The sequence below is a fragment of the Nocardioides sp. NBC_00163 genome, from assembly GCF_045206295.1.
Taxonomy (GTDB): domain Bacteria; phylum Actinomycetota; class Actinomycetes; order Propionibacteriales; family Nocardioidaceae; genus Nocardioides.
On record NZ_CP108155.1, the window covers coordinates 2,540,050 to 2,561,461 of the forward strand.

Consider the following 21,412-nt stretch of genomic DNA (forward strand, 5'->3'; position numbering starts at 1 on the left):
ATGACCGAGACCACCTTCCGCCCCCTGCGCTCGGTTCTCTACATGCCGAGCTCCAACACGCGTGCCCTCGAGAAGGCCAAGACGATCACCGCCGACGCGCTGATCCTCGACCTCGAGGACGCCGTCGCCCCCGACGCCAAGCCGGAGGCGCGCGAGAACGCGGCCGCGGCCGTGACATCGGGCGAGTACGGCAACAAGTACCTCACCATCCGCATCAACGGCGCCGACACCGAGTGGCACGCCGACGACCTGGCCGCCGCCGCCAAGGCAGGACCCGACGCGATCGTGGTCCCCAAGGTCAACAGCGCCCAGCAGGTGCACGACCTCGTCGCGGCCTTCGAGCAGGCCGGCGTCCCGGAGCAGACCAAGCTCTGGGCGATGATCGAGAGCCCGTACGCCATCCTCCACGCCGAGGAGATCGCCTCCGCCTCCGAGCGGCTGACGGTGCTCGTCATGGGCACCAACGACCTGGTCAAGGAGCTGTACGTCGACCACGTCCCGGCCCGCGCCAACCTGGTCACCAGCCTCCAGCTGGCCGTGCTCGCCGCGCGCGCGAGCGGCAAGGTCATCCTCGACGGCGTCTACAACAACGTGAAGGATGCCGAGGGCTACGCGGCCGAGGTCGAGCAGGGCCGGATCTTCGGGTTCGACGGCAAGACCCTGATCCACCCCGCCCAGGTCGAGGGCGCCAACGCAGGCTTCGCGCCCAGCGAGCAGGCGGTGGCCGACGCCAAGGGCCTCATCGAGACCTGGGAGGCGAGCGACGGTGGCGTGGTGACCTACAACGGCAAGATGGTGGAGAACCTCCACGTCGAGTCCGCGCGGCGCACGCTGAGCATCGCCGAGGCCATCGCAGCGTTGTAATCCACAGGGAGATATACCCCTAGGTGTATCTCCCTCGTTACCTCCTGAGCCCATTTGGCCTTGTCAGTAACTTTTTTCTGAGAAGAAGGTGACAAGCGGTCGAGATTCTGGTTCCGTTACGTGCTGCGCGACACAACCGACACTCGCTACGCGCTCAGGAGACAGCGTCAGATGACTGAAGCGAATCGTCGGCCCGCGACGGGGGACCACTCGAACGTCCCACCCACGCCGGCTCGACACCCCGCCACACCGATGCTCCCCACGAACGACACCGCGCCCGAACCCCTCGAGATCGCCCGCCGCGCTCTCGAGGGGTTGTCGCCGGCGGACGAGTCGTGGTTCACCAATCCCAAGACGAACCCAGCCGTGGAGCGAGTGCGACCGCATCACACGCCGTACGCACCACAGCCGCAGCCCGGCACGGCGCTCGTCCTGCGACATTCCGATGGCGGCTACCCCCAGCCGCCGCGGGCCACCTACCAGCGCCCAGTGCCTCCGCACCCCCAGCTGCCGCAGTACGCCTACCAGCCGAGCCCCTACACGGCACAGCAGTTCCACCCTGCCGGGCCGGTGACGTTCGCCAACCCGGCGATGCCGTCGTACGCCGCCGCGCAGGTGCCGACCAGGAACGGCGTGGTCGAGGAACAGCGGATTCCGAAGAGCCGCGCCCGCAACAAGAAGGCCGTGCTGCTGCCGCTCGCCGCGATGGCGATCGCCTCGGCCGGCATCGGCGCCTTCGCCCAGGCCAACGTCGGACCGGACCTCGAGACCACGCAGGCCAAAGCCCACGCCGGCCAGTACGACGCCGTACCCGTGGTCGACATCGCCGACCAGAAGGTCATCGACGCCCCCGGCGTGATCGCCCCGGAGAAGACGTCCCCGTTCTCCCCCGCAGCCCCAGGCACCACCTCCGGCGGCAAGCACTCCAACGGCGACTACGACGCGCCCTCCAGCGCCGAGACCTACGGTGGCGCTCACTCCTCCAGCGGGGCGGTCTCCACCCCGCGCAGCGGGGACACCTTGTCCGACAAGGACCCGGCGCCCGCTCCCGAACCGGCCCCGCAGCCGGCCCCGGAGCCCGCTCCGCAGCCCGAGCCGGAGCCCGAACCCGAACCGACCCCCGTGCCGACGCAGCCGTCGCTGGGCGAGAACGTGGTCGCCCCGGTGCTCGACACGGTGACGGGCGTCATCGACGGTCTCACCGGAATCAAGCTCGACCTGACCCCGTAGTCATCGAGTGGCCCAGAACGGGGCCGTGACCTCATCCGAGGTCACGGCCCCGTTTGCGTATGCCCGGGTGGGTTACCCATGACAAGGACGGGCCATCTAGAAATAGGACCTCCGTCCCGATAACTTCCGTGGTTTTCTCTCGTTTGAGCGATGTGCCACCCCTTAACTCGGGAGTGCGCCAGGTTCCCCCGGATCTGGCAGGTGGCACGGCCCCGTTGCGGGGATCTTGGGGGATCCCCACCGCAGAATCGGAGTCCAACCAACAATGCGTAACATCCGTACGTTCGCGCTGTCCGCAGCCGCTGCCGCCGTCGTCGGCGCAGTCCTGGTTGTGCCGGCGCCCTCACAGGCCGCGCTGACGAACACCTCCTTCGGGATGTTCGCCGCCGGATTCGGCAGCCGCGTGACCGGTGGAAGCATCCCGGCCAACTCGGGAGACCTCGGATACCAGACCATCGGGTGCACCCGTAAGGCTGGTTACGACGTCAACAACAACACCGCCGGCGCCAAGGTGCCCGGCCTCGGCACGATCGGCGCGACCACCACCAAGCAGCGCACCGTCAAGTCCGGCTCGACGGTCAAGTCCATCTCGGAGCACAAGATCGCCGACGTCGTGCTCGACAAGAGCCCGCTGGGCAAGGTCACCGTCGAGGGTCTCAGCTCGGTGTCCCAGGCTTGGTGGGACGGCAAGGGCTACAAGGCCGACTCCAAGGCCAAGATCGCTCACGTGGTCCTCGACCCGGCCGGCCCCGGCCAGAAGATCGACCTTCCGATCCCCGGCCGCGACAAGCCGCTCGTCATCCCGGGCATTGCCACCATCGGTCTGGGCAACACCGTCGAGAAGACCAACGCCGACGGCGCCGAGGCTTACGCCAACGGCATCTGGATCAAGCTCCACGGCACCGACTCCGAGGTCATCGTCGGTCGCTCCCGCGCCGAGATCAACGGCCAGGCGTTCTCCGGCGTCTTCTCCGGCTTCTCCAACTCCGTCGACGCCTCCGCTCTCGGCGGTGCCGTCCAGGTCGGCAAGAACCCGCTGACCAATGCCGGCTGCGCCGGCACCAAGGGCAAGCTGAAGACCAAGTCCATCGGCCACGTCCCGCTGGGCGAGGTCGGCGACATCGTGGACGTCAAGGGCCTCACGAGCGGTCAGCGTTCGAACCAGACCAGCACCACCGCCGGGGGTTACACCTTCGGTGAGGTCGCCAACGTCAACATCGGCGACGGCGCGATCCGCATCGAGGCCATCCGCGCCCAGGCGAACGCGAACTTCGTCAAGGGCAAGGGCTCGACGACGTCCATCTCGGGCACCAAGTTCGGTGACATCTACATCGGCAAGCAGAAGGTCTCCCTCGCCCAGCTCGAGTCGGCGCTCTCCCGCGTCGACATCCCCGGCCTGGCCAAGATCGAGACCAAGGTCGTCGTCGAGCGCAGCAAGAACCTGGTCGAGGTCGTCGCCCTGCGGCTGACGCTCCTCGACGCGACCGAGGGCACCAAGACGGTCGTCAACATCGGTCACGCGAAGTTCAAGGTGAACGCCAACAAGTGAGGCCTTGATCCACTGAGGCTGTCCTAAGAAACGGCCCGCGTCCTGACCAGGTCGCGGGCCGTTTCTTCATCCTGAAGTTACTCACGGGTAGTATCAACCCACCCGTACGCACTCGAACCGGCGCCAAGCATTAGGCTCGGTTCATTCCGGCAGTCCTGCCCCCTGATGAGGAGCGCCTAGGCATGTTGCAGATCATCACCATCGTCGTGTGCCTCGCGACAACGGTGGCCGCCGTCTATCTGACCACCAAGGCGGTCAGGTCGATGCTCGCGGTCATCAAGATCGGTACGCCGATCAGCCGCGTCGACCAGCCGCTGGCCCGCACCCTGACGATGCTGAAAGAGACCGTCCTCCACACGCGCATGCTGCAGTGGACCTGGGTCGGCATCCTGCACTGGTTCGCCTTCGCGGCGTTCATCGTGCTCTCGACCGCCGTCGGCTCGGCGTACTTCCAGCTCTTCTCGGCCGAGTGGACGATCCCCTTCATCGGGAAGTTCTTCCTCTACGAGTGGGTGGCCGAGGGCCTCGGCCTGCTGGGCGCCCTGGGCATCATCCCCCTGATCATCTACCGGCTGCTGCACCAGCCGAAGAAGCTGGGTCGCGGGACCCGGTTCTACGGCTCGGTCATGTGGCAGGCGTTCTTCGTCGAGGCGATGGTGCTGCTGGAGTCGATCGCGATCCTGTTCATCCGCGGCGCGGAGTACAACCTGGCTCTGGCCCACGGGGGCGAGCACGCCGAGCACGCCACCGGCTTCCACTTCCCGATCTCGCAGTTCTTCGGTGCGCTCTACCCGACCGGTCCCGACGCGATCGGGTCGCTGGAGAACATCATCTACCTCATCGCGGCCTTCAAGATCCTCTCCGCGCTGATCTGGCTCATGGTGATCTCGTCCAACCTGACGATGGGTGTCGCCTGGCACCGCTTCACCGCCTGGTTCAACATCTGGTTCAAGCGCGAGCCGGGGTCGCGTACCTCTGCCGTTGACGGCGCCCGCCCGCTCGGCACCGCGCTCGGCGCGATCAAGCCGATGCTCATCGACGGCAAGCCCGTCACCCTCGAGGACGTCGAGGAGGACCGGATCCCCGAGGACGCCATCCTCGGTGTCGGCTCGATCCAGGACTTCTCCTGGAAGGGCATCCTCGACTTCACCACCTGCACCGAGTGTGGTCGCTGCCAGTCGCAGTGCCCCGCCTGGAACACCGAGAAGCCGCTCTCGCCCAAGCTGCTGATGATGGGCCTGCGTGAGCACGCGTACGCCGCCGCCGGTGACTCCGACCTCAAGGAGAAGCCGCTGATCGGCAAGGCCGACGGCGCCCCGGCCGGTGCCGAGAGCAACGCCGAGGTCCTCGACTGGTTCTACAACCCGGAGGACGGCGGCTTCGTCATCGACGAGGACGTCCTCTGGTCCTGCACGTCCTGCGGTGCCTGCGTCCAGCAGTGCCCCGTCGACATCGAGCACGTCGACCACATCATGGACATGCGCCGCTACCAGGTGCTCGTCGAGTCCAACTTCCCCTCCGAGCTCAACGGCCTCTTCAAGGGCCTCGAGGGCAAGGGCAACCCCTGGAACATGAACGCCAACGCGCGCATGGACTGGGCCAAGGACCTGCCCTTCGACGTCAAGGAGGTCGGCAAGGACATCGAGTCGCTGGAGGAGGTCGACTGGCTGTTCTGGGTCGGCTGTGCCGGCGCCTACGAGGACCGCGCCAAGAAGACCACCCGCGCCGTGGCCGAGCTGCTCGACATGGCCGGGGTCTCCTTCGGCGTACTCGGCAACGGCGAGACCTGCACCGGCGACTCCGCCCGCCGCGCCGGCAACGAGTTCGTCTTCCAGGGCCTGGCTCAGCAGAACGTCGAGACGTTCAAGGAGTTCAAGGTCAAGAAGGCCGTCACCACCTGTGCTCACTGCTTCAACACGTTGAAGAACGAGTACAAGGAGTTCGGCATCGAGCTCGAGGTCGTCCACCACACCCAGCTGCTCAACCGCCTCGTCCGCGAGGGCAAGCTGACCCCGGTCGCGGAGGGTGCGGGCGCCCAGAAGCGCTCGATCACCTACCACGACCCGTGCTACATCGGCCGCCACAACGGCGTCTACGAGCCGCCGCGCGAGCTGCTGCAGATCATGCCGGGTGCGGAATACAAGGAGATGCCCCGCAACTCCGAGCGCTCCTTCTGCTGTGGTGCCGGTGGCGCCCGGATGTGGATGGAGGAGAAGATCGGGTCGCGGATCAACGAGAACCGCACCGATGAGGCCGTCGCCACCGGTGCCGACCAGATCGCCGTCGGCTGCCCGTTCTGCCGCGTCATGCTCTCCGACGGTCTGACCAAGGCCCAGGCCAACGGCGCCGCACGCGAAGAGGTCGAGGTGCTCGACGTCGCGCAGATGCTGCTCGCGTCCGTGAAGGGCGAGCAGGCGACCAAGCTGGCCCCGGGCGAGGGTGCGAAGGTCGGTGCCGCCGCCAAGGCTGCTCCGGCAGTCGAGGAAGCCGCTCCGGCCGCCGGTGCTGCCACCGCCGCTGCGGGTTCGTCGCTCTTCGACTCCCCCGCCGAGGCTGCTGAGACCACCGAGACCGCGAAGGCTCCGGCCGACGCGTCCTCGCTCTTCGACACCCCTGCCCCGGCCGAGCCGGCCTCGGGAGGTACGTCGGGTGGCGGCTCGCTCTTCGACACCCCCGCTCCAGCCGCTGAGCCGGAGAAGCCGGCCTCCGGTGGCTCGCTGTTCGACGACGGCGGGTCGCTCTTCGACACGCCTGCGGAGGCACCTGCCGAGGAGCCTGCCGACAAGCCTGCTGCGGATCTCGGAGCTGGTGGGTCGCTCTTCGACGTACCGGCTCAGGAGGCGGAGCCTGCTGCCGCACCAGAGGCGAAGGCAGCTCCGGCCGCTCCGGCGCCCGCCGAGGAGCCTGCTGTCGACCTCGGTGGAGGCGGCTCGCTCTTCGACATCCCGGCCGCACCGGCCGAGGAGGCGAAGGCTGCTCCGGCAGCCGAGCCCGCGGCTCCGGCTGCTCCGCCGGCCGCCGAGGAGCCGAGCGTCGACCTCAGCGCGGGTGGTTCGCTCTTCGACATCCCGGCCAGCGAGCCCGAGCCGACGACGGCCAAGGCCGCCGAGCCTGCTGCTCCGGTCGAGGCCGCGACTCCGGCCGCGCCTGTGGCAGGTTCAGGAGTGACCTCGGACCCGAAGACCGACGTCGACTTCGACAGCCTCGGCTCGCTCTTCGACATCGAGGCCCCGGAGGGCGCAGTCGCAGCTGCGGCTCCGGCTGCTCCCGCTGAGGCCGCACCTGTGGCCGAGGCTGCCCCGGAGACCGTGGTCGACGAGGCACCCTCCGCACCCGTCGAAGAAGCGGCGGTCGAGGTGGAGACGCCGCCCGAGCCCGAGCCCGAGCCGGAGCCCGAGAAGCCCGCCCCGGCACCGGAGCCCAAGCCGGCGCCGGCCGTGAGCGGAGACGCGCACGCGCCGCGTACGGACGTCGACATCCACGAGGCAGGGTCGCTCTTCGACCTCTGACCCACCGCGGTCCGCTGCACCAGACGATGACACCTTGTGAGTGATTCACAAGGTGTCATCGTCATTTAGCCGAGACGTCGCTCGCGTCGGCCGAGACGTCACCAGCGTGCCCACTCGACCGACGTACCCGACGTCTCGGCCGACCGGGGTGACGCCTCAGCGAGGGGCCTGACATCACGTGGCGTCAGATTGGGGTTGTGATGACGTCATGATGATGTCATAGTGGTGCGTATGGACATCACGCCGTACATCGACAGCCTGCGACGGGACCTCCTGGCCGCGGCCGAGGCATCGGGACCGGAGGCGCGGGAGACCGCGGAGCGGCTCACCTACGCCCTCGACCCGGCCGCTCGGCTGGCGGTGATGGAGGCGGTGAGCCAGGCGGCCGCGGAGATCACGGCGGAGCTGCCGGCGGGCAATGTGGACGTACGTCTGCGAGGGCGCGACCTGGAGTTCGGGGTCACGCTTCCCGAGCTCGCCGAGCCGGTTCCCCCGACGCCGCCTACGCCGCCGACACCGCCCGCACCCCCGGCCCCACCAGCCCCGCCGGAGCCCGAGGGCGACGACGCCCTCGCCCGAGTGACCCTCCGCATCCCGGAGTCGCTCAAGGCGAAGGCCGAGGAGGCTGCGGCCGACGCAGGCCAGTCCCTCAACACCTGGCTCGTCGGAGCGGTCCGCGCGGCGACCCGCGAGAACGCGGTCAACGTCGACGTCGACCTCTCCGCGATCCCACACATCGTCAGCGAGGCGATGAGCAGCCTCGATCCGTTCCGCGGGAGCAACCGCGGCAGGTCCGACCGCCGGATGACCGGCTGGCTCTGACCTGACCTCTAGGCACGACCACGGACGGCCGCCCGGCCGGTCCGGCAGATCCGCACACCCTGAGGAGCACCATCATGAGCACGTACACCTTCATGTCCACCGCCCCCGCCAAGCTGTTCGTCGAGTTCGGCAAGGGCAATCTCGAGGTCCAGGCGACAGATACCGACGAGACCGTCGTCGAGATCGACGGCGACGACGCCGAGAGTCTGGTCGTCGAGCAGAGCGGCGACACGATCAACATCATCGACCCGCACAAGGGCCCGTTCAGCCGCTCGCGGCGATACGACATCAGCGTGACGGTTCCCGCCCGCAGCCAGCTGCGAGCCCGCACCGGAACCGCCGACATCGCCACGCAGGGCGTCCTGCGGGCAGCCTGGCTCCAGACCGGGTCGGGCGACATTCGGATCGAGCGGGTCACCGAGGAGTTCCAGGTCGAGTCCGGCTCGGGGGACGTCGAGGCGGACACCCTCGACGGGCGCGCCTCGATCAAGTCCGGATCCGGTGACATCCGGATCGGTACGGTCCACGACCTGCAGACCAAGACCGGCGCAGGCAGTGTGGAGATCGATGAGGTCGAGGGCGACGTGAGCCACTCGACCGGCGCGGGCGACTTCGCGATCCACTCCGTCAGTGCGGGCCGGATCTCGGTGAAGGGAGCCTCCTCCGACGTACGCATCGGGATCCCGAACGGCACCCCGGTGTGGACCGACGTCAACACGGTGACCGGCCGGTGCACCAGCACTGTCGAGAGCGCTGGCGCACCGGCTGCGGGTGAGCCCTACGTCGAGCTCCGCACCACCACCGTGAGTGGTGACATCACCCTCATCGGGCTCTGAGCCCGGGAGGGCGGGCTACTTCTCCTTGGTGGGATGAGGCGCGTCCGGCACGACCGGCCGGAGCACACCCCAGGCGATGAAGGCGGCCCCGACGACGAGCAGGGCGATGCCCGCCCAGAGGTTGGCGTTGGGCCCGCCGGTCTTGTCGACCTCGGGGTCGCCGAACAGGCCCATCAGGAGCAGGATGACGCCGTAGACCGCGAGCAGGGACCCGATCACGTTGCGGATGTCGAAGAGCGACAGCAGCGTGCCGAGGAAACCCTTGTTGGTCTTGGCTGTGTTCGATTCGCTGGACATCTCAGTCTCCTCAGAAGATCGCGTTCAGGATGGTGACCATGACCAGCGCGAGACCCGCGAGGGGCACCGGACGCTGCCACCACGGGCGACCGGCGTCCTCGGGGTCCACCAGGTCCTCCCTCGGGGTCTCGGAGTAGACCAGACCCTTCAGAGAGCCTTCCGGCTTCGGCGCGGTCACCAGCGAGACGAGCACGCTGACGATGATGTCGACGCCGAAGGCCACACCGGCAGCCACGAACGACGCACCCTGGCCCGAGAGCGGCAGGACGCCGACGGAGAGCCCGCCGAGCGTGCCGTCGGCGAGGATGCCGACGCCCACCGCGGCCAAGGTGCCGGAGACGAGACCCGCCCAACCGGCGGTCGCGGTCATCCGCTTCCAGAACATGCCCAGGATGAACGTCGCGAACAGCGGCGCGTTGAAGAACCCGAACAGCGTCTGCAGGTAGTCCATGATGTTGGAGAAGCTGGACGCCAGGACAGCGGTGAAGATCGCAATGGCCGTCGCCGCGACGGTCGCCCAGCGGCCGAGCTTCACGTAGAAGTCGTCGGGGCGGTCCTTGATGATGTACTCCTGGATGATGTCGAAGGACACCACCGTGTTGAAGGCGGAGACGTTGGCCGCCATACCGGCCATGAACGCCGCCAGCAGACCGGTGATCGCCAGGCCGAGCAGACCGTTGGGCAGCACCTCTGCCATCAGATAGAGCAGCGAGTCGTTGTAGGTCACACCCTCACCCGAGGCACCGCCGGCGACCGATTCCCCCGCCTTCGTCTGGGCGATCTCGGTGACCAGGACCGCCGCGATCATGCCGGGGAGGATGGTGATGAACGGGATGAACATCTTCGGGTACGCACCGATGATCGGTGTCTTGCGGGCCGCGCTGATCGAGTCGGCGGCCATCGCTCGCTGGACCTCGACGAAGTTGGTCGTCCAGTAGCCGAAGGAGAGCACGAAGCCGAGACCGAACACGATGCCGACGACCGAGAGGAAGTCGGAGGAGAATCCGGTCAGGGCGGTGCCGGGCCAGGAGTTGAGCTGGTCGGCGGCCGGCGCGATGGTGTCGGGGTTGGCGGCCGCGGCCTTCTCGATCTGCGAGGTCAGGCCGTCCCAGCCGCCCACCCGGTGGAGGCCCAGGATGGTCAGTGGCAGCAGCCCGGCGACGATCACGAAGAACTGCAGCACCTCGTTGTAGATCGCGGCCTTCAGACCACCGAGGGTGATGTAGGACAGCACGATCACCGCGGCGACGATCAGGGCCACCCACAGCGGCCAGCCGAGCAGCGCGTGCACGATGGAGCCGAGCAGGTAGAGGTTGATGCCGGCGATGAGCAGCTGCGCCACCGCGAACGAGAGCGCGTTGACCAGGTGGGCGCCGGTGCCGAAACGGCGCTTCATGAACTCGGGGACCGAGCGCACCTTCGAGCCGTAGTAGAAGGGCATCATCACGACGCCCAGGAACAGCATGGCCGGGATGGCACCGATCCAGAAGTAATGGACGGTGGGGAGCCCGACCTGCGCCCCCGTTGCCGACATCCCCATGATCTCGACAGCGCCGAGGTTTGCTGAGATGAAGGCGAGACCGGTGACCCACGCGGGCAGGGACCTACCCGAGAGGAAGAAGTCGACCGAGCTCGACATGCCGCGGCTGGCCAGGAAGCCGATGCCGAGAACGAACGCGAAGTAGATCGCGATGAGGAGATAGTCGACCGCGTTGGCCTGGATCAGGGTGTCCGCGGCCAGGATGCTTGCTTGCATTCCGAGACCCTTCTATTTGATTGGGCGCACCAAACTTAACCACGCGTACGCCTCAAAAATGCGCTGGGTCACCCCTTCATCGACACGCCTTCTCGCCAGTAGCCCATGAAGGCGACCTGCTTGCGGGGCATCTCGAGCTCGTTGACCAGATGACGGCGCAGCGCGGTGACCATCCGGGACTCCCCGGCGATCCAGGCGTAGCGCCCGTCCTCACCGTTCTCAGCACCGTTCCCAGCACCGTCCCCAGCGCCGCTCTCCGGGCCGGCGACCTCCTCGCCCGAGGACGAGTAGTCCGGGGTCTCCCACAGGTCCGGGTCCTCGACCTCGACCGAGGTCACGTCCTCGGGCGTCGCCTCGAAGCCGAGCAGCCCACCGACGGCGGCCAGGGCCGAGCCGCCCACGGGCGTGCCCTCGCGCGGCAGCCAGCTGACCTGCAGCCCATCAGGCGCAGAAACCTTCTGTACGTCATCAGCTACCGGCACCTCCAGGAAGGCCGATCCGGTGGCGTCCGCCGGCAGCGACTCGAGGATCGAGACGATCGCCGGGACGGCGGTCTCGTCGCCGACCAGCAGCAGCCGGGTGGCGTCGCCAGGAAGCCACTCGATCCCGCCGTAGGGCTCGCCGAGCTTGGGTCCGGCGACCAGGATCTCGTCGCCCGGCTTGGCCGCGCCGGCCCAGTCGGAGCCGGGACCGTGCGCGCCGGGGTGCAGCACGAAGTCGACGTACAGACGCTTCTCGATGCCCTCTCCCTCGACCGAGCGGATCGTGTAGGTGCGCATCCGCGGGCGCTCCTCCCCGGGGAGGGCGAGCCATTCGGTGTACCAGTCCTCGGCGGTGAGCGCGGGCAGCACGCCCGGGGTGGCCGGGAAGAGGAGCTTGATGCGCTGGTCGAGGGTCGGGCCGTCGTTGCCGAAGTCGGCCAGGTCGTCGCCGGCCAGCTCGATCCGGGCGAAGGACGGGGAGAGGCGCTCGACGGAGCGCACCGAGACGCGGGCGAGGATGGGCATGTCAGGCTCCTTGTGCGTGGGGGTGAGCGGTCGGTCGGTGGTGACGTCCGATGGGGACGACCATCGGTGTGCCCGAGACGGGGTCGACGATGACCTGGGACTCCAGACCGAAGACCTGCTCGACGCGGTCGGCGGTGACCACCTCGGCGGGCGTGCCGGTGGCGGCGATCTTTCCGCCGCTCATCGCGATCAGGTGGTCGGCGTAGCGGGCGGCCAGGTTGAGGTCGTGGAGCACCATCACGACGGTGGTGCCTCGCGAGGAGCGGAGCCCGTGGAGCAGGTCGAGGAGGTCGATCTGATGGGCGACGTCGAGGAACGTGGTCGGCTCGTCGAGGAGCAGCAGGTCGGTCTGCTGAGCCAGCGCCATCGCCACCCAGACCCGTTGCCGCTGGCCACCGGAGAGCTCGTCGACGATCCGGTCGGCGAGGTCGAGCGTGTTGGTCAGCTCGAGCGCCTCGGCGACCGCCGCGTCGTCCTCGGGCGACCAGCGCTGCAGCGCGCCCCGGTGGGGCTGGCGACCGCGGCCGACCAGGTCGACGACGGTGATCCCCTCGGGTGCGATCGGCGACTGCGGCATCAGGCCGAGCGTCTTGGCCACCGCCCGGGTGGGCTGCTTGTGCACGGCTTTGCCGTCCAGGACCACCTGCCCGGAGATGGGCCGGAGCAGCCGCGCCATCCCGCGCAGCAGGGTCGACTTCCCACAGCCGTTGGCACCGACGATCACGGTGGTCAGGCCATCGGGGATCTCCAGCGAGACCTCGTCGACGATGGGATCAGCGCCGTAGCCGAGGCTCACACTCTCCGCAGCGAGTCTCATGACTTCCTTCCAGCTCGTCCAGCCCGCCCGCTGGCGAGCAACCACAACAGGAACGGCGCCCCGAACGCACCTGTGACGACACCGACCGGGAGGTTGGTGCCGGGGAATCCGTAGGCCGCGACGTAGTCGGCCCCGACCATCACGACGGCGCCGACCAGCGCCGCACCGAGGATCGTCGTACGCCCGCCGTTGAGGACCCGGGCGATCGGCCCGGCGACGAAGGCGACGAACGCGACCGGGCCGGTCGCGGCGACCGCCAGCGCACACAGCAGCACGGCGAGGAGGAGCAGCAGGTCGGCGTAGCGGTGGGTGACGCCGAGCGCGTTGGCCACGTCCGGACCGAGCTCGAGCACCCGCTGCGACTTCACCGTCCAGGCGACCAGCGGGAGCAGGACCACCAGGGCGACGAGCAGGATCCGGATCGTCGGCCAGGAGGCCGAGTTGAGGCTGCCGGTCATCCAGCGCAGCGCGAGCTGGGCGTCGTACTCGTTGGCGCGGGTGAAGAGGTACTGGATCACGGCGACCAGTCCGGCGGCAGCGGTGACGCCGACGAGCACCAGCCGGTAACCACCGTCGCTGCCGGCCACCAGCCGGATCGTGACGGCGGTGAGCACCGCACCGATGATCCCGGCGACCGAGAGCGCCGATCCGTTCAGCGAGAGGACCACGATCGCGAAGACCGCCGACGCGCTCGCCCCGAGCGAGATGCCGAGCATGTCGGGGCTGGCGAGCGGGTTGCGCAACGTCGACTGGAAGATCGCGCCGGCGGCGCCGAAGGCGACTCCCGCGAGCACACCCAGGACCGCCCGCGGCAGCTTCGACTCCATCAGGATGAAGGTCGCGCCGGGGATCTCCTCCCCGCCGAGGATCCGGAAGAAGTCCGGCAGCGTGATGATGTAGTCGCCGGCGAGCACCCGGAGCGCGAACAGCCCGAACAGGGCCGACCCCAGGCCACCGGCCACCAGGACGAGCCGCCGCTGCGGGATGCGCCGGGCGCTGCGTACGACTGCGGTGGGGTTGATCGACTGAACGCTCATCTGTTCGCTCGCTGACGCTCGCTCATAGTCCGGCCATCCGTCCGCGGCGCAGGAAGAAGACGAAGACGGGTACGCCGACGACGGCTGTCATCACACCGACCTGGATCTCCGAGGGCGGCCAGATGACCCGGCCGACCACGTCCGCCAGGAGGGTGAGGGCGGCGCCGAAGCCCGCCGAGAGGGGGAGCACGCGGGTGTAGGCCGAGCCGACCATGACCCGGACCATGTGCGGGACGATCAGGCCGACGAAACCGATCGGCCCGCACAGTGCGGTGGCGGTGCCGGTGAGGAGCACGACGCCGAGGCCGATGACGGCGCGGTCGATGCCGGTGCGCCGTCCGAGCCCGCGCGCGAGGTCGTCGCCGAGGGCGAGCGTGTCGAGGGTGCGGGCACCACCCAGGGTCAGCAGCGCACCGACGGCGAGGAAGGGTAGCCCGGTCAGGACGATGTCCCAGCCACGGCCGCCGATGGTGCCGACCTGCCACAGCCGGATCACGTCGAAGGTGGCCTTGTCTGTGAGCAGGACGGCGGTGGTCCACGAGGTGACCCCGGCGGCTACGGCGGCTCCCGCGAGGACCAGCTTGGCCGGGGTCGCGCCACCGGTGCCGAAGGAGGCGACCGTGTGCACGAGCACCGCGGCGACCGCGGCGCCGGCGAAGCCGAACCAGAGGTAGGCGTTGAGCGAGCCGATGCCGAAGACCGAGACCGCCAGCACCATCGCGAACGTGGCACCGGAGTTGAGCCCGAGGAGCCCCGGGTCGGCCAGCGGGTTGCGGGTCAGACCTTGCAGACAGGCGCCGGAGAGCGCCAGCGCGGCGCCGACCATCAGCCCGATGACCGTACGCGGCATCCGGGTCTCCAGGATGCCCTGACCGACGCTGCCCTCACGCCACAGATCCAGCGGGGAGACGAGCTTCGCGCCGATCAGCATCGAGGCGACGACGGCGACCAGGAGGACGCCGGCGAGCAGGATCACGACCCGCAGCATCGACGACCGACCCCGGCCGCGCGGATCCGCGGCCGGGGCTCGGTTGAGCGTCGTCGTGAGGGTCACTGACCCTCGAGAGCCTTGACGATGCCCGGGACGAACTCATCGATGGCGTAAGGCACCGACAGCGGCGTCGGGGTACCGGCAGCGAGCGAGGCGACGTTGTCGGTCGAGGCCCACATGTGGCCGGCCTTGATCGCGGGGATCTGGCCGATCAGCTTGTCCTTGGCGTACGTCTCGGCGTCCGCGTCCTCCACCGCATAGGTGAACAGGAAGTCGGACTCGAGCTCGCTGGCCCTCTCCGCGGAGACCTGGGCGAAGAACTCGCCCTTCTTGGTGTTCTCCTCGACGACCGGCGCGTTCTTCATGCCCAGGTCGGAGAGGAAGTCCGGGCGGGCGTCCTCGGTCGTGTAGAACGGGATCTGGGAGAGGTCGGCGGTCGACAGCGCCGCCCAGACGAAGGTCTTGCCCTGGATCTCCGGGGTGTCCTTCTTGACGTCCTCGTAGAGCTTCTGGGTGTCGGCCTCGACCTCGTCGGCCAGCTCGTTGCGACCGGTGGCCTTGCCGACCATGTCGAGGGAGTCCTCCCACGCGGTCGCCCAGGGCTGGTCCGGGTAGGCGACGACCGGCGCGATCTCGGAGAGCTTCTTGTACTCCTCCTCGGTGATGCCCGAGTAGGTCGCCAGGATCAGGTCGGGGGTCTGCTTGGCGACCTCGTCGACCGGAATGGCGTCGGTCTGGTCGAGGATCGCCGGCATGTCGGCGTCGAGCTCCTCGAGCTTCTCGTCGAACCAAGGCGTGGTGCCGTCCTCGTCGCCGCCCCAGGTGACCTTGGGGATGCTGACGGGCACGACGCCCAGCGAGAGGAGCATGTCGGCGTCGTTGACACCGACGACGGAGATGCGCTTCGGCTCCTCCTCGATCTTGGTCTCGCCGAAGGCGTGCTCGATGGTCACCGGGAAGGCACCCGAGTCGGCCTTCGAGGTGGACTCCTGGCCGGAGTCGGCGGAGTCGGTGGAGCCCGTGCTGCAGGCAGCCAGGCCGGAGACAGCAAGCGCGGTGCTCACTGCGATGAGTACGGGACGACGGATCACGTGGGGAACCACCTCGGGTTAGGCAATGCTTAGTTAGGACAGCCTAAACACATTCTGGTTTCCACGAGATATCGGCCCCCAGAGTTTGGGACGACGCAGCGGGCGGTCAGGGCCTGACGAACGCCACCCGCTCAGCCTCGACCCGATCGCGGATCACGCAGTCGAGCGAGTGGTCGTTGACGATCCCCATCGACTGCATGAACGCGTACATCGTCGTCGGCCCGACGAACTTCCAGCCTCTCTTCTTGAGGTCCTTGGAGAGGCTGATCGAGGCGGCGGAGGTGGCCACCACCTCCGGGACCTCGAGCGGCTCGGGCTCGAACCCCCAGACGTACGCAGCCAGCGACCCGCGCTCCTCGATGAGCTCGACCGCGCGGCGGGCGTTGTTGATCGCCGCCTCGATCTTGCCGCGATGGCGGATGATCCTCGCGTCCTGCAGGAGCCGTTCGACGTCGCCCTCGTCGAACTCGGCCACCAGGTGGTAGTCGAAGCCGGCGAAGACCTCCCGGAACGCGGGGCGCTTGTTCAGGATCGTGCGCCAGGACAGCCCGCTCTGGAATCCCTCCAGGCAGATCTTCTCGAAGAGCCGTACGTCACCGCCGGCCGGAAATCCCCACTCGGTGTCGTGGTAGCCGAGGAACTCCGGCGCCCCTCCGGCCCACGCGCAGCGCGTCTGGCCGTCGGGGGCCAGGAATGGTGCTTCACTCATCCACCCGACCCTAGCCGCGACCACCGACATCCACCTTTCTCAAAGCAGATGGCGGATCGAGGCGAAGTGAGCCCGGATCTCGTCGTCGGTCCCGGAGCCATAGATCTGGAGGACCTCGGCCAGGCCGGGGGCGACATCGCGCAGGGCGTCGACGGCCTGCTGGAGCTCCCGGCCGGACGCCACCGCGCGCAGTACGCCGCGCACCGCCGCACCACCCTCGACGGCCGCGGCACGGGAGCCGGTGGTCAGCTCCGAGGAGAGCTCACGGATCTCGTCGAGCCGCTCGTTGATCTGGGAGGTGGTGAGGCCACCCGCTTCGGCGCCGAGGTCGATCAGCGCGTGCAGACGTGCCAGCGCTATCGGGTTGGCGATCTTGACCCGCTGCCCGGTCATCAGGTGCGACAGCATCGCCGGGCTCAGGCCGAGCACCTTGGCGGTCGTCGCCTGGGTGAGACCCAGCGGAGAGGTCGCGCGCCGCACCAGCTCACCGAGCGGCTCTCCGTACAGCTCGCGCTGCTGCCGGATGTTCTCCTCGACGCCCATGCCGGCAATCTACACAAGTAGACAAGAAGTTTGCAAACGTACTTGCGGCGTATACGTTAGTGAATCTAGGGTGCTGCCCATGCGAACAGGACGTGTCATCGCCGCCGGCCTCGCCGGGGTCCTCGCCCTAGCCGTGGCCGGCACCGGCGTCGCCCCCGCTGCCGCCGCCGAGGAGCAGACCCAGGGGACGTACGGCCGGATGATCCTGGTGCTCGACTCCTCCGGCTCGATGAAGGAGCCGGCCGGCGGAGGCAGCACCAAGATCGAGGCGGCCAAGCAGGCGCTCAACACAGTGATCGACGACCTGCCGGAGGACGCCGACGTCGGCATGCGGGTGTTCGGCGCGAAGGTGTTCGGACGCAATCAGAAGGGCGCCTGTGAGGACACCCAGCTGGTCGTCGAGCCCGGCACCGGCAACCGCGACGACCTGAGGTCGGCGGTGAGCGGCTACAAACCCTATGGCGAGACCCCGATCCCGGTTGCCCTCGAGCGCGCCGCCGAGGACATCGGGGCCGAGGGCAAGCGGTCGATCATCCTCGTCTCCGACGGCGAGTCGACCTGTGGCGACCCGTGCCCGGCAGCGCAGGCGATCGCCGGGCACGGCATCGACCTGCAGATCGACGTCGTCGGCCTCTCCGTCTCAGGCAAGGCCCGAAGGCAGCTGGAGTGCATCGCCGAGAAGGGCAACGGCACCTACTACGACGCCGACGACGCCGAGGGCATCGGCGAGTCGATCTCGGGCGCCTCGCAGCGGGCGCTGCGGCCGTTCGAGTTCACCGGCACGCCGGTGAAGGGCACGCCGGACGCCGCCGCCGCACCCGTCGTGAAAGCGGGACAGTACCTGGACACGATCCAGACCCGCGGCGAGCGCTACTACCGCTTCGAGCGCACCGCGCCGGGCACCACCGTGCACTTCGGCCTGATCTTCGAGGGCGAGTCCGAGGATCTGGTCAGCAACCTGAACGCGCAGATCAGCATCGAGGACGAGAACGGCGACCTCAGGCAGTGCCGACGGGCGGTCGTGCAGAGCACGACTCACGGCGACGGCAGCCGGCTCATCTTCGGCTCGACCCACAGCGCGGACACCGACCCGGAGGCGCCGTGCAACACCGCCGACGAGCTGTTCTTCGACACCGAGTCAGGCGGCAAGGACACCGGTGCGATCGCCGGGAAGCCGGTCCAGCTGATGGTCTACGAGGAGCCACCGGTGAGCGCGGCCGCGCTCGACGCCCTGCCTCCGCAGACCGAGGAGCCGACTTGGACGGACCTGTCGCCGGTCGAGCCGACCAGCGACATCGTCCCGGGCAGTGCGATCGCCAACGCGCCGATCCTCGAGGACGGCACATACTCCTTCGACATCAATCCTGGTGAGAACCAGGTCATCGGCGTCCCCGTCGGCTGGGGCCAGCACCTACAGGCCCAGTTCGACGCCAGGATGACCGACGCACTCCGCCGCGAGTGGGGACTCGGAGCGGGCGTGGAACTCGACGTCATCGGGCCGCTCGGCGGCGAGGCCACGGTCGACCTCGGCAGCAAGTCGCCGGAGAGCTGGTGCACCACGGGACTGCTCCAGAACTGCCCGGACGCCTGGCGCACCGGCACCCTCTCCAACGTCATCGCCTACCGCAACCGATTCGACTACGCCGACGCGGAGGCCTCGACCGGCCTGCCGGGTGTCCACTACGTACGGGTGCAGTACCAGCTCGACGAGAACATCAACGTGCCCTACACCCTCACCATCGAGACCGTCGGCGAGGACGGCGCCGGTGAACCCGACTACGAGAAAGTCTCCGGGCTCACGCCGCCGACCGCCGACCTCAACCTGAACTCGGCGGACGGCGCCGAGGACCCGGACGGCTCGGGTGGCTCCGGCAAGAACGAGGCGAGCAACGGGACCGGCACGGACGACGACGCCAAGGCGTCCGGCGACACGGTCAAGCTGGTCGCCGGCATCGGCGGTGCCGGGCTCGGGATCGCCGCGCTCGCGGCGGCGGCCGTGCTGCTGATCCGGAGGCGGCGCGCCTAGCTCAACAGGAACGCACTGCCCGCCAGCAGCAGGACCCCGGCGAGCGCCAGCACGACGATCGGCCACACCGGCCGGTCGTCGTGCTGATTCGTACGCCGGATCGCGGTCTTCTCCCGAGTGTCCCGGGGCGTCGGCGGAGGCGGAGGGGGCGGAGGCGACATGCGCCCGGCGGCGTACTGGTCCAGGACCTCGATTTCGCCCGGCTCCCACGGCCTCGACGGCACGGCCTCGGCAAGCAGTTGCCGGAACTCCCCCGCGGACTGCGGCCGGGCGGCGCGATCCTCGCCGACCGCGCGCAGCAGCAGCCGCCCCAGCGGCGTCGGTGGCACGTACGCGGCATCGTGCGGCGGCCTCATCCCGGTGAGCAGATGCAGGCCGGTGACCGCGGTGGCGTAGAGGTCGTCACGGGGGTCCGGGTCGAACCCCTGGTCAGGTGCCATGTAGCCCGGCGTACCGATCATCACGTTCGCCTCGGTGAGCCGCGGCTGGTCGGCGGGCACAGCGACGCCGAAGTCGGAGAGCCGCACGTGCGGGACGCCCGCGCCGGTCACCTCCAGCAGCAGGTTGCCCGGCTTCACGTCGCGGTGCACCACGCCGGCGGCGTGCACCGCCTCGAGACCCGCCAGCGTCTGGTCGAGGACCGCGTCGACCCACTGCTCGGAGAGCCCGCCGTAGTCACCCAGCAACATGGCGACCGAGCCACCGCGCAGCAGCGGCATCGTGAACAGCACGTTGTCGTCCTCGCCGGCCCAGCCGAGCGGGGTCACGACGTGCGGGTGGTGGATCCGGGTGGCCTGCTCGCGGATGAACCGGAGCAACGAGGCGGCATCGCGCTGACGCAGCAGCTTGGCGGCCTTGATGTCGCCCTCGCGACGGTCCTGGACCTGCCAGACCGCGCCCATCCCTCCCTCCGCGATGGGCTCCAGCAGCTCGTAGCGCCCCGCGAAGACCTCGCCCACCGGCCGCTCAGATCTTGGTGCGGTGGAAGCTCTGGAAGCTGCGCGAGGCGGTTGGGCCGCGCTGGCCCTGGTAGCGGCTCCCGTACTTCTCGCTGCCGTAGGGGTTCTGAGCCGGCGAGGTGAGCCTGAAGAAGCAGTACTGACCGATCTTCATCCCCGGGTAGAGCTTGATCGGCAGGGTCGCGACGTTGGCCAGCTCGAGTGTCACATGGCCGGAGAAGCCCGGGTCGACGAAGCCGGCGGTGGCGTGGGTGAGCAGCCCGAGCCGCCCGAGTGAGCTCTTGCCCTCCACGCGCGCCGCGATGTCGTCGGGCAGGCTGACCGTCTCGTACGTCGACCCGAGCACGAACTCGCCCGGGTGCAGGATGAACGGCTCATCCCCCTCGGTCTCGATCTGCCGGGTCAGCTCGGACTGGTCCACGGCCGGGTCGATCGTGGCGTACTTGTGGTTGTCGAAGACCCGGAAGAACCGGTCCAGACGTACGTCGACGGACGACGGCTGCAGCATCGACTCGTCCCAGGGGTCGATGACGATCCTTCCGTCGTGGATCTCGGTCAGGATGTCCTTGTCGCTGAGCAGCACGGGACCCAACTTACCGGTTCTCGTGCGCGCCGTTGGCCGCCGCCATACGCTGCGCTTGTGCGTCACAACTCCCATGTGACTCGGGCACTCACACTTTTCGTCGGGGTCGCGCTGTTTGGCACCGGTTGCGGATCCACCTCGAGCACGAGCGCGGCTTCCGATCCGTCCGCCGCCGGCAGCACACCGGCTACGTCGGCGAGCCCGACACCGACATCGTCGACCTCACCAACCCCACAGCGATCGCAGATCAAGTCGATCCAGGACGTGTACGCCTACACGGAACCATGCAAGTCGTTGGCCGAGTCCGACGCCTACTTCACGAGCGAGTCGGAAGTGAAGTCGCAATTCGGCATCGCGAAGGCCGGGTCACCGGAATGGAGCCAGCAGCAAGAGACCTTCCCCTGGCTCGCTGACCTGTCGTCGGAACTGTCGACAGAACCGACCTCGGCTACGTTCTGCTGGATCCTCCCGAAGGATGAGCCCGAGAACGACCCGGAGACCGAGACGATCCTCAACGTCCTCGAGTTTCCGGACGTCGCCACTGCGGCTTCAGAGGCGCCTTACATCACCGATGGCGCTCCGTACGACATCGGGGACCAAGCCACCATCAACGCCGACGACGGCTGGGCGGCGGGCGCGGTCCGCGTAGATCGAGTGGTGCTCGTCGTCACGCTTTCGGACGAGAAGTTCAGCGCGGTCGCCGCCACCGCAACGGTCAAGAGCATGCTGAGCGACCTGGTCCCCACTGTCCTGCCGTGAGCCTCAGCACCATTTGCCCCATGCGTC

General features: G+C 68.6%; 19 protein-coding genes. 8 read left to right on the top strand and 11 right to left on the bottom strand.

Annotation, left to right across the window (positions count from 1 at the left end; translation table 11 throughout):
• From OG801_RS12250 to OG801_RS12275, 6 genes are all read left to right on the top strand, one after another.
• Complete coding sequence (locus OG801_RS12250) at positions 1-864, top strand: HpcH/HpaI aldolase/citrate lyase family protein (protein ID WP_406035903.1); 864 nt, start codon at positions 1-3, stop codon at positions 862-864.
• 171 nt (positions 865-1,035) lie between these two features.
• The gene (locus tag OG801_RS12255; RefSeq protein WP_406035904.1) at positions 1,036-2,094 is read left to right on the top strand and encodes a hypothetical protein; all 1,059 of its coding nucleotides are present in this window, start codon (positions 1,036-1,038) and stop codon (positions 2,092-2,094) included.
• A 265-nt stretch (positions 2,095-2,359) separates the two neighbouring features.
• Positions 2,360-3,643, top strand: coding sequence for a choice-of-anchor P family protein (locus tag OG801_RS12260; RefSeq protein ID WP_355017680.1), 1,284 nt, complete (start codon positions 2,360-2,362; stop codon positions 3,641-3,643).
• A gap of 182 nt (positions 3,644-3,825) precedes the next feature.
• On the top strand, positions 3,826-7,152 hold the full coding sequence (locus OG801_RS12265; RefSeq protein ID WP_406035905.1) for a (Fe-S)-binding protein: 3,327 nt from the start codon (positions 3,826-3,828) through the stop codon (positions 7,150-7,152).
• Between the two features lie 231 nt (positions 7,153-7,383).
• The gene (locus OG801_RS12270) at positions 7,384-7,974 is read left to right on the top strand and encodes a toxin-antitoxin system HicB family antitoxin (RefSeq protein ID WP_406035906.1); all 591 of its coding nucleotides are present in this window, start codon (positions 7,384-7,386) and stop codon (positions 7,972-7,974) included.
• A gap of 74 nt (positions 7,975-8,048) precedes the next feature.
• The gene (locus OG801_RS12275; protein WP_406035907.1) at positions 8,049-8,810 is read left to right on the top strand and encodes a DUF4097 family beta strand repeat-containing protein; all 762 of its coding nucleotides are present in this window, start codon (positions 8,049-8,051) and stop codon (positions 8,808-8,810) included.
• Between the two features lie 15 nt (positions 8,811-8,825).
• Here the strand turns inward: OG801_RS12275 and OG801_RS12280 are convergent, their stop codons facing one another.
• The 9 genes from OG801_RS12280 to OG801_RS12320 all read right to left on the bottom strand — a co-directional run bounded on the left by OG801_RS12280 (position 8,826) and on the right by OG801_RS12320 (position 17,058).
• A complete protein-coding gene (locus OG801_RS12280; RefSeq protein ID WP_406035908.1) occupies positions 8,826-9,107 on the bottom strand; it encodes a hypothetical protein in 282 nt (93 codons plus the stop codon).
• Positions 9,108-9,117: 10 nt separating this feature from the next.
• A complete protein-coding gene (locus OG801_RS12285) occupies positions 9,118-10,848 on the bottom strand; it encodes a sodium:solute symporter family protein (protein ID WP_355017728.1) in 1,731 nt (576 codons plus the stop codon).
• An 83-nt stretch (positions 10,849-10,931) separates the two neighbouring features.
• Entirely contained in the window at positions 10,932-11,870 is a 939-nt protein-coding gene (locus tag OG801_RS12290; RefSeq protein WP_406035909.1) for a siderophore-interacting protein, read from the bottom strand.
• A gap of 1 nt (position 11,871) precedes the next feature.
• Positions 11,872-12,687, bottom strand: coding sequence for an ABC transporter ATP-binding protein (locus OG801_RS12295; RefSeq protein ID WP_355017674.1), 816 nt, complete (start codon positions 12,685-12,687; stop codon positions 11,872-11,874).
• Positions 12,684-13,724, bottom strand: coding sequence for a FecCD family ABC transporter permease (locus tag OG801_RS12300; RefSeq protein WP_406035910.1), 1,041 nt, complete (start codon positions 13,722-13,724; stop codon positions 12,684-12,686). The genes OG801_RS12295 and OG801_RS12300 overlap by 4 nt, the downstream gene beginning before the upstream one ends.
• Positions 13,725-13,746: 22 nt before the next feature.
• Positions 13,747-14,778, bottom strand: a complete 1,032-nt coding sequence (locus OG801_RS12305) for a FecCD family ABC transporter permease (protein ID WP_406035911.1) — start codon at positions 14,776-14,778, stop codon at positions 13,747-13,749.
• Entirely contained in the window at positions 14,775-15,806 is a 1,032-nt protein-coding gene (locus tag OG801_RS12310) for an iron-siderophore ABC transporter substrate-binding protein (protein ID WP_406035912.1), read from the bottom strand. Before OG801_RS12310 ends, OG801_RS12305 begins: the two co-directional genes overlap by 4 nt.
• A 106-nt stretch (positions 15,807-15,912) precedes the next feature.
• On the bottom strand, positions 15,913-16,515 hold the full coding sequence (locus OG801_RS12315; RefSeq protein WP_355017670.1) for a DNA-3-methyladenine glycosylase I: 603 nt from the start codon (positions 16,513-16,515) through the stop codon (positions 15,913-15,915).
• 39 nt (positions 16,516-16,554) lie between these two features.
• The gene (locus OG801_RS12320) at positions 16,555-17,058 is read right to left on the bottom strand and encodes a DNA-binding protein (protein ID WP_355017669.1); all 504 of its coding nucleotides are present in this window, start codon (positions 17,056-17,058) and stop codon (positions 16,555-16,557) included.
• Between the two features lie 79 nt (positions 17,059-17,137).
• On the opposite strand from OG801_RS12320, the gene OG801_RS12325 reads away from it, so the two are divergent.
• The gene (locus OG801_RS12325) at positions 17,138-19,084 is read left to right on the top strand and encodes a vWA domain-containing protein (RefSeq protein WP_406035913.1); all 1,947 of its coding nucleotides are present in this window, start codon (positions 17,138-17,140) and stop codon (positions 19,082-19,084) included.
• Here OG801_RS12325 and OG801_RS12330 read toward each other — a convergent pair.
• Entirely contained in the window at positions 19,081-20,043 is a 963-nt protein-coding gene (locus OG801_RS12330) for a serine/threonine-protein kinase (RefSeq protein ID WP_355017667.1), read from the bottom strand. The genes OG801_RS12325 and OG801_RS12330 overlap by 4 nt on opposite strands.
• Before the next feature lie 7 nt (positions 20,044-20,050).
• Positions 20,051-20,626, bottom strand: a complete 576-nt coding sequence (gene dcd / locus OG801_RS12335) for a dCTP deaminase (protein ID WP_141794788.1) — start codon at positions 20,624-20,626, stop codon at positions 20,051-20,053.
• 57 nt (positions 20,627-20,683) lie between these two features.
• Here dcd and OG801_RS12340 point away from each other — a divergent pair, with 57 nt between their 5' ends.
• Positions 20,684-21,385, top strand: a complete 702-nt coding sequence (locus tag OG801_RS12340; RefSeq protein WP_406035914.1) for a hypothetical protein — start codon at positions 20,684-20,686, stop codon at positions 21,383-21,385.
• The last annotated feature ends 27 nt before the right edge of the window (positions 21,386-21,412 follow it).

Coding starts and splice junctions, on each gene's coding strand:
- OG801_RS12255 (WP_406035904.1), top strand. CDS start 1,036: ATGACTGAAGCGAATCGTCGGCCCGCGACGGGGGACCACTCGAACGTC.
- OG801_RS12315 (WP_355017670.1), bottom strand. CDS start 16,515: ATGAGTGAAGCACCATTCCTGGCCCCCGACGGCCAGACGCGCTGCGCG.
- OG801_RS12290 (WP_406035909.1), bottom strand. CDS start 11,870: ATGCCCATCCTCGCCCGCGTCTCGGTGCGCTCCGTCGAGCGCCTCTCC.
- OG801_RS12320 (WP_355017669.1), bottom strand. CDS start 17,058: ATGGGCGTCGAGGAGAACATCCGGCAGCAGCGCGAGCTGTACGGAGAG.
- OG801_RS12295 (WP_355017674.1), bottom strand. CDS start 12,687: ATGAGACTCGCTGCGGAGAGTGTGAGCCTCGGCTACGGCGCTGATCCC.
- OG801_RS12325 (WP_406035913.1), top strand. CDS start 17,138: ATGCGAACAGGACGTGTCATCGCCGCCGGCCTCGCCGGGGTCCTCGCC.
- OG801_RS12280 (WP_406035908.1), bottom strand. CDS start 9,107: ATGTCCAGCGAATCGAACACAGCCAAGACCAACAAGGGTTTCCTCGGC.
- OG801_RS12265 (WP_406035905.1), top strand. CDS start 3,826: ATGTTGCAGATCATCACCATCGTCGTGTGCCTCGCGACAACGGTGGCC.
- OG801_RS12250 (WP_406035903.1), top strand. CDS start 1: ATGACCGAGACCACCTTCCGCCCCCTGCGCTCGGTTCTCTACATGCCG.
- OG801_RS12270 (WP_406035906.1), top strand. CDS start 7,384: ATGGACATCACGCCGTACATCGACAGCCTGCGACGGGACCTCCTGGCC.
- OG801_RS12275 (WP_406035907.1), top strand. CDS start 8,049: ATGAGCACGTACACCTTCATGTCCACCGCCCCCGCCAAGCTGTTCGTC.
- OG801_RS12260 (WP_355017680.1), top strand. CDS start 2,360: ATGCGTAACATCCGTACGTTCGCGCTGTCCGCAGCCGCTGCCGCCGTC.
- OG801_RS12300 (WP_406035910.1), bottom strand. CDS start 13,724: ATGAGCGTTCAGTCGATCAACCCCACCGCAGTCGTACGCAGCGCCCGG.